At 58.4% G+C, this 12,251-nt stretch carries 14 protein-coding genes; 11 read left to right on the top strand and 3 right to left on the bottom strand.

The features are described 5' to 3' along the window. Together M9827_RS07285 and M9827_RS07280 are read left to right on the top strand one after the other, a co-directional pair. The coding region (locus tag M9827_RS07285) for an aldehyde dehydrogenase family protein (protein ID WP_250604658.1) at positions 1 to 871 on the top strand (871 nt) is incomplete at its 5' end. Beyond that, positions 861 to 2,126 (top strand): NAD(P)/FAD-dependent oxidoreductase, encoded by a 1,266-nt coding sequence (locus M9827_RS07280; RefSeq protein ID WP_250605458.1) that lies wholly within the window; start codon positions 861 to 863, stop codon positions 2,124 to 2,126. The genes M9827_RS07285 and M9827_RS07280, both read left to right, overlap by 11 nt. A 116-nt stretch (positions 2,127 to 2,242) precedes the next feature. Here the strand turns inward: M9827_RS07280 and M9827_RS07275 are convergent, their stop codons facing one another. Continuing rightward, on the bottom strand, positions 2,243 to 3,181 hold the full coding sequence (locus M9827_RS07275) for a LysR family transcriptional regulator (protein ID WP_250604656.1): 939 nt from the start codon (positions 3,179 to 3,181) through the stop codon (positions 2,243 to 2,245). Positions 3,182 to 3,301: 120 nt separating this feature from the next. On the opposite strand from M9827_RS07275, the gene M9827_RS07270 reads away from it, so the two are divergent. Beyond that, positions 3,302 to 4,228 carry an alpha/beta hydrolase gene (locus tag M9827_RS07270; protein WP_191622703.1) on the top strand — a complete coding sequence of 309 codons (927 nt, stop codon included), beginning with the start codon at positions 3,302 to 3,304 and terminating at the stop codon, positions 4,226 to 4,228. 111 nt (positions 4,229 to 4,339) lie between these two features. On the opposite strand, the gene M9827_RS07265 is transcribed toward M9827_RS07270, so the two are convergent. Further along, positions 4,340 to 5,266, bottom strand: coding sequence for a Gfo/Idh/MocA family protein (locus tag M9827_RS07265; protein WP_250604654.1), 927 nt, complete (start codon positions 5,264 to 5,266; stop codon positions 4,340 to 4,342). A gap of 189 nt (positions 5,267 to 5,455) precedes the next feature. Here M9827_RS07265 and M9827_RS07260 point away from each other — a divergent pair, with 189 nt between their 5' ends. The 8 genes from M9827_RS07260 (at position 5,456) to M9827_RS07225 (ending at position 11,276) form a co-directional block, all read left to right on the top strand. After that, a complete protein-coding gene (locus M9827_RS07260; RefSeq protein ID WP_250604652.1) occupies positions 5,456 to 6,505 on the top strand; it encodes an NAD(P)-dependent alcohol dehydrogenase in 1,050 nt (349 codons plus the stop codon). A 123-nt stretch (positions 6,506 to 6,628) separates the two neighbouring features. Continuing rightward, on the top strand, positions 6,629 to 7,324 hold the full coding sequence (locus M9827_RS07255; protein ID WP_284676798.1) for a tRNA (adenine(22)-N(1))-methyltransferase: 696 nt from the start codon (positions 6,629 to 6,631) through the stop codon (positions 7,322 to 7,324). Between the two features lie 168 nt (positions 7,325 to 7,492). Beyond that, complete coding sequence (locus M9827_RS07250) at positions 7,493 to 7,708, top strand: tautomerase family protein (protein ID WP_007916028.1); 216 nt, start codon at positions 7,493 to 7,495, stop codon at positions 7,706 to 7,708. Continuing rightward, positions 7,705 to 8,361, top strand: coding sequence for a DsbA family oxidoreductase (locus M9827_RS07245; RefSeq protein WP_250604648.1), 657 nt, complete (start codon positions 7,705 to 7,707; stop codon positions 8,359 to 8,361). Before M9827_RS07250 ends, M9827_RS07245 begins: the two co-directional genes overlap by 4 nt. Positions 8,362 to 8,409: 48 nt before the next feature. Next, positions 8,410 to 9,120 (top strand): SDR family NAD(P)-dependent oxidoreductase, encoded by a 711-nt coding sequence (locus M9827_RS07240; protein ID WP_250604646.1) that lies wholly within the window; start codon positions 8,410 to 8,412, stop codon positions 9,118 to 9,120. 93 nt (positions 9,121 to 9,213) lie between these two features. Next, complete coding sequence (locus M9827_RS07235) at positions 9,214 to 10,137, top strand: LysR family transcriptional regulator (RefSeq protein ID WP_250604644.1); 924 nt, start codon at positions 9,214 to 9,216, stop codon at positions 10,135 to 10,137. Positions 10,138 to 10,278: 141 nt separating this feature from the next. Further along, positions 10,279 to 10,542 (top strand): hypothetical protein, encoded by a 264-nt coding sequence (locus M9827_RS07230; protein ID WP_250604642.1) that lies wholly within the window; start codon positions 10,279 to 10,281, stop codon positions 10,540 to 10,542. 56 nt (positions 10,543 to 10,598) lie between these two features. Beyond that, on the top strand, positions 10,599 to 11,276 hold the full coding sequence (locus M9827_RS07225) for a Fic family protein (protein ID WP_250605457.1): 678 nt from the start codon (positions 10,599 to 10,601) through the stop codon (positions 11,274 to 11,276). A 100-nt stretch (positions 11,277 to 11,376) separates the two neighbouring features. Here M9827_RS07225 and ycaC read toward each other — a convergent pair whose 3' ends face one another. Next, a complete protein-coding gene (gene ycaC, locus M9827_RS07220; RefSeq protein ID WP_007916011.1) occupies positions 11,377 to 12,009 on the bottom strand; it encodes an isochorismate family cysteine hydrolase YcaC in 633 nt (210 codons plus the stop codon). Positions 12,010 to 12,251 lie beyond the last annotated feature (242 nt).

Raw genomic sequence — 12,251 nt, 5'->3', positions numbered from 1 at the left:
CTCGCGCAGCGGTGGTCTGGCGCTGATGCAAGCGGCGCAAGCGCGGCCCGAGCCGATTCCAGTGTACGCGGAAATGAGTTCGATCAATCCGGTGCTGCTGTTTCCTGCGGCGCTGAGCAATCGCACCCAGGCGTTGGCTGAAGGATTCGTCGCGTCACTGACACTGGGCGCAGGTCAGTTCTGCACCAATCCGGGTTTGGTCATTGCCTTGAAAGGACCGGCGCTGGACAAGTTTATCGCCGCCACTGCCGAGATCATTCAACGAAGCCCGGCGCAGACGATGCTGACACCGGGCATCTTCAGTGCTTACGAATCGGCCGTGAACGCGCTGGCCGAGAATGCCGCTGCGCGCATCACTGGTATCGGCCAGGCCAGCAACGGCCCGAACCAATGTCAGGCCCATGTATTCCTGACCGAGGCCGCCGACTTTCTCGCCGATCAGCACCTGCAAGCCGAAGCGTTCGGTGCGGCAGCGCTGATCGTGCAATGCGGCAGTGAAGCTGAAATTCGCCAGGTGACCGAACATCTGGAGGGCCAATTGACCACGACATTGCATCTGGATGACCAAGACCTGGAACAGGCGCGTACATTGCTGCCGACGCTGGAGCGCAAGGCCGGTCGCTTGCTGGTGAACGGCTGGCCTACCGGGGTCGAGGTGTGTGATGCGATGGTGCATGGCGGGCCTTTCCCGGCCACGTCCGACGCGCGCACAACCTCCGTCGGGACCGCGGCGATCCTGCGTTTCCTGCGCCCGGTGTGCTATCAGGACTTCCCCGACAGCTTGTTGCCTGCCGCGCTGAAACAGGCCAATCCGCTGCAATTGCGGCGTCTGCTCGATGGGCAACGGGAAGCGCAGCGCCATGGCGAATAACGGCTCCCACGACATCGCCGTGGTCGGCGCCGGCATCATCGGTGTCGCCTGCGCACTGCGTCTGGCTCGCCAAGGGTTGCGCGTGGTCGTGATTGATCAGCAGCAACCCGGCCACGGCGCCTCATTCGGCAACGCCGGGCATCTGGCGACCGAGCAGGTGTTTCCAATCGCCGACGCGTCCATCCTCAAGCGTCTGCCGGCCATGTTGATGGACCCGATGGGACCGTTGCGACTGGACTGGAAGTACCTGCTGCGCGCGCTGCCATGGTTCACCCGGTTGTTGCTGAATCTGCGCCCGACGCCTTTTCAGAACACCGTGGCAGGCTTGCGCGCGCTGAATGAAAGCAGTCTGGACGCCTGGCAGCGCTTGCTCGCCGATATCCAGCGGCCGGACTTGCTCAAGATCGATGGCTCGCTACTGGTGTTCGAACGCCCCGAATCGCGTCAGGCCATTCAGGCGTTACAGGCTCGACTGCATCAGCAACAGGTGCCGGTCGATTACTGGCAGGCCGGCGTCATCCGCGAAACCGCGCCGCAACTCAATGAACAGATTCAGGGCGGCCTGTTCTTCCCGCGCACCGGGCACTTCATTGATCCCTATCGCGTGGTGTGTGAACTGGTCGAAGCGGCCAAAGCCAGCGGTGTGAATTTCGTCCAGCAACAGGTCCAGGGTGGCTACGTGCAGGAGCACGGCGTTACGCTGACCACCGGCAATGGCCGTCTGACTGCAAGCCGCGTGCTGATTGCCTGCGGCGCACATTCGGCAAAACTCACCGCCGCCCTCACCGGCAAAAAAGTACCGCTGGACACCGAGCGCGGTTATCACCTGATGCTGCCGCAGGAACACGACCGCCTGCCCTTCCCCGTGACCTCGCTGGAGCGCAAATTCATCATGACGCCGATGTCCGAAGGCTTGCGCCTGGCCGGCACGGTTGAATTCGCCGGACTGGAAAAACCACCGAGCATGCAGCGCGCGTGGCAATTGCACCGGTTGAGTCAGGGCTTGTTTCGCAAGGATCTGAATGCTGAAGCGGCGACGCCGTGGATGGGTTTTCGACCGTCGTTGCCGGATTCGCTGCCGGTGATTGATCAGGTCTGTGAAGGCAAGGTGTTGCTTGCGTTTGGGCATCAGCATCTGGGGCTGACGCAGGCGGCGGTGACGGCGGAGATGGTGGTGCGGATGGCTTGGCCGGCAACGACGAATCAGGCGACTGATTTGACGGCAGATGAACTCTTCAGACTCGATCGTTTCTGAACGGCGGGTGCCGATGCGATTGCGCGTCTGCACTCAAGTGATCGGTTGCAATGCTTCTTTCAGCGCTCCTGACGACATTGCAACTATCCGCTCCGCCGGGGACATCAACCCCTTTTTCATACAACGCAAATATCATCGACCGGAGATTGTTCCCACGGGGGGCAAGGCGACCACGCGTCTAAGAGCTTGTCGATGAACAGGCGGATCTTGGGAGAAAGGTGTCGTTTGCTGGGATAGATGATCCGGATGGGTTCTGCTGCCTCAGCGTATTCTTCGAGCAGTTGAACAAGCTTGCCGCTGCGTAGTTGGTGGCTCACTACATACGACGGCAGTGTCGCAATACCCAAGCCCGCCATCGCGCACTCATGCAGTGCTTCCGCGCTGTCCATCTGTAGCCGCCCACCTTGAGTGAAGGCAACCGCCTGGCCGTCTACTCGAAAATTCCATGGAAGTAATCGTCCCCCGCTGACGAAATGCAGACATTCGTGCGCGGACAACTCTTCGGGAGTTTTTGGCCGTGGATGCTCCGCCAGATAGTGGGGTGAAGCACAGGTGATCATCTGCTGGTACGCCACCGTGCGCGTCAGCAATCGAGAATCCTCTTTGGGCGGGCCAATACGCATTGCCAGGTCAAACCCCTCATCAATGAGGTCTACAAGTCGGTCGGAAAACGTTACGTCGACACTTAGCGAAGGCCATTCCTTCAGACAGCATTCGATGTGAGGGAGAACGTGAAGCCTACCCAGCGCGACCGGCAGACTCATACGCAATCGCCCACTGGGTGTCGAGCGACGAAACGCCAGTGCATCCTCGACATCGTCTAGATCTTGAAGGATGCCAACACAGCGCTCGTAGAGAACCTGACCGTCGTCCGTCAGGCTCAGACTGCGGGTTGTGCGGTTGAGTAACCGCACTTGCAATCGAGCTTCCAGCCTGACAATCGATTTACCCACTGCCGAACGAGTCAGACCTAATTGCTTGGCAGCTGCGGTAAAGCTTCCGGCATTTACAGAACTCACAAAAGCCGCGATGTCGTTCAGGTTATGAATTTCCATACTTCCTCACTCGCTCAACGTTCGGGCGCCACGGCACCCGCTATGGGGAAACCTATTCCCCAATCAAGAGAATAGTATCTCGATTAGCTAATCCAATGCCCTCCTTCAATCGAGATCACTATGAATACGAAAGTAAAAGCAGCCGTTCAAACCTGGGCCAACAGCCTGAGCGATTTGGTACCTGTCCTCAAAGGCATTGATACCACCACGAAAATGAGCGATATCCGCGACTCCTACGCAGGAATGCTCGCGCAAAATCCAGCGCCCACCGGCGTCAGGTTCGAAGCAGTCGACATGGGCGGTGTTCCAGGGACCCTGGTGACACCCGATGAAGTCAGGACCGACGCAGTTGTGATGTACATCCATGGCGGGGCGTACATTGTCGGCCGTCCAGATGGCTACCACGGCATTGGTGGCAACTACGCAAAAATGCTGGGTGCTCGTGTATACATGCCTGACTACCGCCTGGCCCCGGAGCACAAATTCCCCGCATCCATCGACGACACACTGCGCGCCTACGAGTGGTTGCTCGAGCAGAAAATCCCGGCTGAAAAAATCGCGTTTTCCGGCGAGTCGGCTGGCGGCGCAATGGTTGTAAGCGTGATGGTGGCTGCCAAATCCAAAGGGCTCGCGTTACCTGCGGTGGGTTCTTCGATCTCGCCTTGGGCAAACCTCGAACACACCGGCGCCTCTATGAGCAACCGTGAGGGCCTGGATCCGCTGAATTCCAAGCCTGTTCTGGATATTCTTGCCAGAACATTCCTTGGCGAGACACTCGCCAACCATCCTCTGGCATCGCCAGTTTTCGCGGACGTCACTGGACTCCCACCCATTCTGGTACAGATTGGCGAGAACGAGCTGATGCTGAGTGACGCGATGCGGCTTGCCACCCATCTGGCGGACAACCGTGTCAGAGTCAATCTCGAGGTATGGCCTGCCATGTTCCACGCCTGGCACTTCTACTCTGCCATGCTGCCAGAAGGTCAGCAGGCAATGGAGAGCTCAGTACGTTTCATTGAGGCGGGTCTGGCCGAAGCCAATCGCTGAGTAGAAATTCAGACCGCGGGAGCTTTTCAGTTCCCGCAGATCTGCTTTCAACAGAGCACCGACAAGGAAAAACAAGTAAAGAGCGATTGACCGGATATGTTGCCTACCGTACTAGTCGTAAAACGCCTCAACCAACACCCGACTCCCAACAAAGAAACTGTCCGCCACCAAGCGCAACGGCTGCACATCCAGATCACTGGCCTTGTCGCCAATCAGCTGCTGAAAATGTCGATACACCGCCGCGTACTCACCCTCCTCCGACACAGCCTGGCGCACACCGTCAATACTCAACAGCGCACCACCGTTATCCAGGCGCAACACGCCTTCAGCGCAACGAATCTCGATACTCCACAGCTCATCATGCCCATGGTCAAAATCAAACTCCGCGCGTACATCGAGGCGGCGCGGGTCGGACATTTTGATCGACGCGGCAATCGGTGACTGGCAGTTGCTCGGCACGCGCAGTTCCGCGGATTCGACAAACAACGGCAGCGCCAGCAGATGAGTGACGATCGACAAGGCATTGATGCCCGGATCGAACACGCCGAGGCCGCCGGGCTGCCAGATCCAGGTCTGACCGGGGTGCCATTTGCGCACGTCTTCTTTCCAGTCGATCTGCACGCTTTGCAGGGTGCGCGTGGCGAGCCAGTCGCGGGCGGCTTCGATACCGGGTGCGTAGCGGGAGTGCCAGGCAAACAAGGCGCTGACGCCCTGCCCGGCGGCCTGATCGACCAAGGCCAGCGCCTCGCCCAACGTGGCGCACGGCGGCTTTTCCACCAACACGTGTTTGCCGGCGGCCAGCGCTTGCTGCACCAGCGCAAAGCGCCCTTGCGGTGGCGTGCAGAAGGCAATCGCATCCACCGGCGGACCGTTTTCCAGCAATTCATTCAAGGACTGGAAATTCTCCACGCCCGCGCAGGGTTTGCCTTGGGTGGCGACGGAGACCAGGTGAAAAGCGGGATTGGCGAGGATTGCCGGAACGTGTTGATCCTGGGCGATCTTGCCGTAGCCCACCAGACCGAGACGGATTGGTTGCATCAATGACTCCTGTTTTGATTTTGTTGTCGTCAGTGAACCGGGAGATTACCTGCAAAAATCACGAGCGTCTGTCCGCGCAATGTCACAACAACGCACAGAATCAGGCAAGGATTGCACAGGAATGCACTACTGCCCGCAGCGCTGAAACAGAAAGAATGTCACTACGACAAACCGATCGAGGATGTTCCCATGCTTGTACAAGCCTACGGTGCCCACGCGGGTGACAAACCCCTTGAGCCGATGCAGATCAACCGCCGCGCGCCGGCCGCCCATGATGTGCAGATCGATATCGCGTTCTGTGGCATTTGCCATTCAGACCTGCACCAGGTGCGCGCGGAATGGGCCGGCACGCAATTCCCGTGCGTACCTGGGCACGAAATCGTCGGTCGCGTTTCAGCGGTCGGCGCACATGTTGCGGACTACAAGGTCGGTGATCTGGTCGGCGTCGGTTGCATCGTCGACAGTTGCAAACACTGCGCTGACTGCGAAAGCGGCCTGGAAAACTACTGCGACGGCATGATCGGCACCTACAACTTCCCGACCCCGGATGCACCGGGCTGGACGCTGGGCGGCTACTCGCAAAACATCGTTGTGCATGAACGCTACGTCCTGCGCATCCGACATCCCGAAGCGCAACTGGCCGCCGTCGCACCGCTGCTGTGTGCCGGCATCACCACTTACTCGCCGCTGCGCCACTGGAACGCCGGCCCCGGCAAGAAAGTCGGCGTGGTCGGCATCGGTGGCCTTGGCCACATGGGCATCAAACTGGCCCACGCCCTGGGCGCCCATGTTGTTGCGTTCACCACCTCCGAATCCAAACGCGAAGCGGCCAAAGCCTTGGGCGCCGATGAAGTGGTGGTGTCGCGCAATGCCGAAGAAATGGCCGCCCACGCCAAGAGCTTCGACCTGATCCTCAACACCGTCGCCGCGCCGCACGATCTCGATGCGTTCCTCGTACTGCTCAAGCGCGATGGTGCGTTGACCCTGGTCGGTGCGCCGGCCACCTCGCATCCGTCGCCGAACGTATTCAACCTGATCATGAAGCGCCGCACGATTGCCGGTTCGATGATCGGCGGCATCCCTGAAACCCAGGAGATGCTCGACTTCTGCGCCAAGCACGGCATCGTCTCCGACATCGAACTGATCCGCGCCGACCAGATCAACGACGCCTACGAGCGCATGCTCAAGGGTGACGTGAAGTATCGTTTCGTGATCGATAACGCAACGTTGGCCGGCTAAACCTCAGCGCCCATTGGCCATTAAGCGCGGCCAATGGGCCATTGAATTCTGTCGCCGGGATTTGACAGGCCCGGCGTTGCTCGCCAGAGTCGCACCCCTTTGCCTGCCATCAAGGGGTTGCCGTTGAACGAACAGACATTGTCCATGCGCCTCGAGCGCGTGGCTGGCCACGTACCTGCCGGTGCGCGACTGGCCGATATCGGCTCGGATCACGGCTATCTGCCGGTGGCGCTGATGCGCCGTGGCCTGATCACCTCAGCTGTGGCGGGTGAAGTGGCGTCGACGCCGTTCCACGCGGCCTCGCGCACTGTGCGCGAAAATGATCTGCAACAGCACATCAGCGTGCGCCTGGCTGATGGCCTGGCGGCAATCAAAGCCTGCGACCGCATCACCGCCGTCAGCGTCTGCGGCATGGGCGGCGAAACCATCCGCGACATCCTTGACAGCGGCAAGGCTCACCTTAGCGGCCAGGAACGTTTGATCCTGCAACCCAATGGCGGCGAACAGCCGTTGCGCCAGTGGTTGATGGAAAACGGCTACCGCATCCTCAGTGAAGAAGTGCTGCGGGAAAACCGCTTCGACTACGAAATCATCGTCGCCGAACGCGCCGAAGCGGTGAGTTATTCCGATCAGGAACTGTACTTCGGCCCTTTGCATCTGCAGACCCGCAGCCCCGCGTTCCTGACCAAGTGGCAGCACAGACTTCGCCACAAGCAAAACACGCTGAACCATCTCGCCCGCACGCAGCACAACCTGCCCGAGCAAAAACTTCACGACCTTACTCGACAGACCCGCTGGATTAGCGAGCTGCTGGCCTGAGCGCCAGCGTTTGGCGCCGAGATCAGGTGAATCTCTACGCCGCCATTTGATACATCACATCACAAATGATGTACCTCAAGCCCCATTTATCAATTCCTGCCTGCCTCTTAGAGTTCTCTCCAACAGCCGCCCATCATTCCGACGGGCCAGCGCCTGGAGAGTCCTCACATGCCTTTCATCAGCGTACGCATCACCCGTGACGGCGTGACCCGTGAGCAAAAAGCTCAGGTCATCAAGGAAATCACCGAAACGATGGAGCGGGTTCTGCACAAGGATCCGAAACTCACCCACATCGTGATCGAGGAAGTCGACACCGATAACTGGGGTTATGCCGGCATCACCACCACCGAATATCGCCAACAATTGGCGGACTCGCAGTCATGAGCCGGGCCGTGAAAATCGATTTCGTCTCGGACGTCGTTTGCCCTTGGTGTGCTTTGGGCGTCACCGCGCTGGAGCAGGCAATCGAGAATCTGGTGGGCGAAGTCAACGTGGAGCTGACCTACAAACCGTTCGAGCTGAATCCGGACATGCCCGCCGCTGGTGAACACGCCATCGAGCACATGATGCGCAAATACGGACGCACTGCCGAGCAAGTGGCGGACCGCAACGCGATGATCATCGAGCGCGGCGAGCAGATCGGTTTTCACTTCGACCTGGAAAAACGCAGCCATTTCCACAACACCTTCGACGCCCATCGACTGCTGTTCTGGGCCGCCACCCAAGGACGTCAGCGTGAGTTGAAGCAGGCGTTGCTCAAGGCCTACTTCACTGACGGCAAGAACCCGAATGACCACGCCACGCTGGTGACACTGGCAGGCGCAGTCGGGCTCGACAGTCAGCGTGCGCGAGAGGTTCTGGCCAACGCTGAGTTCAGCCAGGCCGTGCGCGAACTGGAACGGTTTTACCAGCAGCGCGGCATCGACTCGGTTCCGGCCATGGTGATCGATGACAAACAAGTCATCCCCGGTTCCCAGTCCATTGCTTATTACGAGCAAGCATTACGTCAGGCAGCGCAGCTTCCGGCTCACGCCTGACCAGCAAAATCCTTTTATTCAACCATTCAGATTGCATGAGGAAACATCATGAGCACGTCCAAAAAAGTTGTTGTGATTACCGGCGCCTCGCAAGGCATTGGCGCAGGCCTGGTCAAAGGTTTCCGCGAGCGCGGCTATCAGGTTGTGGCGACCTCGCGTTCGATCAAACCGTCCACTGACCCGGACATTCTCGCCGTCGCCGGTGACATCGCCGACCCGCAGACCGCCGAGCGCGTGATTCGCGAAGCCGTCGCACGCTTCGGCCGTATCGATACGCTGGTGAACAATGCCGGGATATTCGTCGCCAAGCCTTTCACCGAATACAGCAACGAAGACTACGCACAAGTGGTGGCGACCAACATGAGCGGCTTCTTCCACATCTCGCAACTGGCGATTGCCGAAATGGAAAAAAACGCCAGCGGCCATATCGTCAGCGTCACCACCAGTCTGGTTGATCACGCGATTGACGGCGTTCCATCGGTGCTCGCATCGCTGACCAAGGGTGGCATCAACGCGGCGACCAAATCCCTCGCCATCGAGTACGCCAAGCGCGGCATTCGGGTCAATGCGGTATCGCCCGGCATCATCAAAACGCCGATGCACGGCGAAGAGACGCACGCCGCCCTCGGCAGCCTGCACCCGGTGGGCCACATGGGTGAAATCGACGACATCGTGCAAGCGATCCTTTACCTGGACAGCGCGAACTTCGTCACCGGCGAAATCCTCCATGTCGACGGTGGTCAGAGCGCTGGCCATTGATAAAGCCCTGCTGCGCCGCCGGTGTGTACCGGCGGTGTCGCTTCATGAGATAACCCTGAGCATGGACCGTCAGTCGATTCCCGGTGTACTCACATGAAGCGCCACTTTGATGATTTGCAATTAGGCAGTATCGAACTGTTTTGCCTCGCCGCTGAAGCCGGCAGTTTCACCGCTGCCGCCCAGCTCGCTGGGGTTACACCGGCCGCCGTGAGCCGGTCGATTCTGCGTCTGGAAAAGCGTTTGGGTTCACGCCTGTTTGCCCGCACCACCCGCAGCATTCGCTTGACCGAAGCCGGTAGAAACTTTTTCCTGCAGTGCAGCCAGGCCCTGACCCAACTGGTCGAAGCGCAACAGGAAGTCATGGGCGCACAGACCTCACCGTCCGGTCAGTTGCGCATCAGCCTCCCCACCACTTACGGCCATCACCGCATCCTGCCGCTGCTGCCAAAGTTCCGTGCGCTCTATCCTGACGTGACTGTCGACATCCACTTGGGCAACCGCAATATCGACTTCGTCGGCGAAGGCTACGATCTGGCAATCCGCGTCCGCGCCCAACCGGATTCGACCATGGTTGCGCGCCTGCTGGAAGATGCAAAACTGGTGGTGGTTGCGTCTCCCGAGTACCTGAAAAAGGCTGGCACACCGAAGACGCTGGAAGATCTGCTGCAACACGAATGCATTCAGTTCGAACTGCCCAGCAGCGGGCGGCGGATCTCCTGGCTATTTCAGGAAAACGGCGAGAACCGTGAAGTGATTTCCGACGGCGGCTACTCCTGCTCCGACGATGTTCTGGGTGGCGTCACACTGGCCAAACATGGTGCCGGGGTCTTTCAGACCTATAAATTCATTGTCGAAAAAGAACTGGCCGACGGCAGCCTCGTCGAAGTGCTCCAGCCGTACGCCGGGCGCTCGCGACCTTACACCTTGCTGTACCCGCACGGCCGCTATGTGCCGCAACGGGTGCGGGCGTTTGTCGATTTTCTGCTGCAGTTTCGTGATGAGTGGGCGCAGGCGTAACGCGGCACAAGGGTTAAATCGGTTGAAAGGCGTTCGCCATCAACCGGAAAAGGAGTTGTTCGCGCTGACAGCCGGGCGCTGCTGGAAAATCTACAGGGCCGGCGCCATGCTATGCTTCGAAAGAGAAAACGAGGGGTTCATATGACGGGTTCAGCCCCTGGCGGCGTTGCGAGCGAAGTCCGCAAACTCGCCCAAAAGCATAAGGTTACCGCTGAGCGTGACAGCATGAGCTGCATGGCAGCGACCATTACTCGCCTGGCAGGTGATGCTGTCGAGCTGGATGGCATTGAGCAATTGCTCGTCAATCTCAAGCGTAAAGGTGTACTGAACAAAGCAGAAATCATGGCCCTGCAAGGACGCTACCTTCAAGAAAAAAGGCGTTGCAAGAGGCAGCTTAGCGCATGACTTTCGACCCCTTCGGCGATTTCTAGACTGAAGGTTATCTTCAAAACTCGCTCAAACTGAAAGACCCTCTTGAAGTCAAAGAGTCCGAACACCTCTCCTTCGAAGCCAGTATCGAAGATGCCCTTGCTTATCTCGCCAAGAAAAAAACCATCGACTACAAAGCTGTCCTCAAGACTCACGAAATCCTGTTTTCCGGTTTTTATCCGTGGGCGGGAAAAGACAGAAATGCACTGGTCCCCCACCTCGCAGTTTTCAAAGGCTCGAAAGATGATCCGCATCACACGATATTCGAACGTCCTGACCTGATCAAAAGATCCGTCGAATACGCCTTTGAACTCGCAGCAAATAAAAAACGCTTTCGTCAGCGTCCCGGCGAAGTAATGGGCCAGTTGGCGTCCGCCCACCCGTTTCTGGATGGCAATGGCCGCACAATCCTGCTCATCTACATGGAATTGAGCTATCGGACCCGGTTCGCCATTGACTGGTCAAAAACCAATAAAGACGATTACTTGCGAGCACTTGCCGACGAGATTCGAGATCCTTTCAAAGGCCATCTGGACGATTATCTGACCCCCTTCGTCATCGACATCTCCAGTCGCGATGAATGGCCGGCAATGATTAGCGGGATAAAGGGTCTGGACGGACTCGACAAGGAAGGGATTACGTATAAGAGCCTGGATGATCCTGAGGTCCAGCGACTTTATAAAGCGTATCGAGCAATGCCCCTTGAATGATCAACGCGCTCCTTGGCGTAGCTGTTGAAATCCGGGTTCTGGCTTCACAACAAACAAAAGCCTGCTTTTCAGGGCAGGCTTTTGTCCGGATCGCGCAGGCTTACTTCTGCTGAGCGGTCAGCGCCGAGTAGCTGTTCATCAGGTTGCGGTAGTTGGGGATGCGCTGCGACAACAGATTGCCCAAGCCTTCAATATCGTTGCGCCAGTCGCGGTGCAGTTCACAGGCCACCGAGAACCAGTTCATCATCTGCGCACCGGCCTGGGTCATGCGGCTCCACGCGGCTTGCTGCACGGTGGTGTTGAAGGTGCCGGAAGCGTCGGTTACCACAAACACGTCAAACCCTTCTGCCAGCGCCGACAAGGTCGGGAACGCTACGCACACATCCGTTACCACACCGGCAATGATGATCTGCTTGCGGCCGGTGGCTTTGATCGCCTTCACAAAATCTTCGTTGTCCCAGGCGTTGATCTGGCCTGGACGAGCGATGTACGGCGCGTCCGGGAACATCTCTTTCAGCTCTGGCACCAGCGGGCCGTTCGGGCCTTGTTCGAAACTGGTGGTGAGGATGGTCGGCAGTTCGAAGAACTTGGCCAGATCCGCCAGGGCCAGCACGTTGTTCTTGAACTCGTTTGGCGAGAAGTCCTGCACCAGTGAGATCAGACCGGTCTGGTGGTCAACCAGCAGCACGATGGCGTCGTCTTTGTTGAGGCGGTTGTAGGTTGGAGTGGTCATGATTTGCTTCCCTTTTGAGTTTTTGAAGTTGTTGTTGCGTTCAAGTTGGGTACAGATTACTGACGCACAGGAACGGGATAAATCGGCTGAAAAGCGTTTATCCGTCAACTCAAAAAGGACAATCTCTATCGACCAGAATCGCGCCACCTCGTCCACCGAGCGCGCGCTGTTGAGCAGGAAACTGCGTGCCTCGTGCATCCTGCGTTCGAGCACCAGCTCACTAAGGAGCATGTGCCGAAGCA

The organism is Pseudomonas sp. AKS31, assembly GCF_023634765.1.
In the GTDB taxonomy this organism is placed as follows: domain Bacteria; phylum Pseudomonadota; class Gammaproteobacteria; order Pseudomonadales; family Pseudomonadaceae; genus Aquipseudomonas.
Note: the sequence above shows the minus strand (reverse complement) of the source record. Positions and strands in the feature narration are given on the sequence as shown.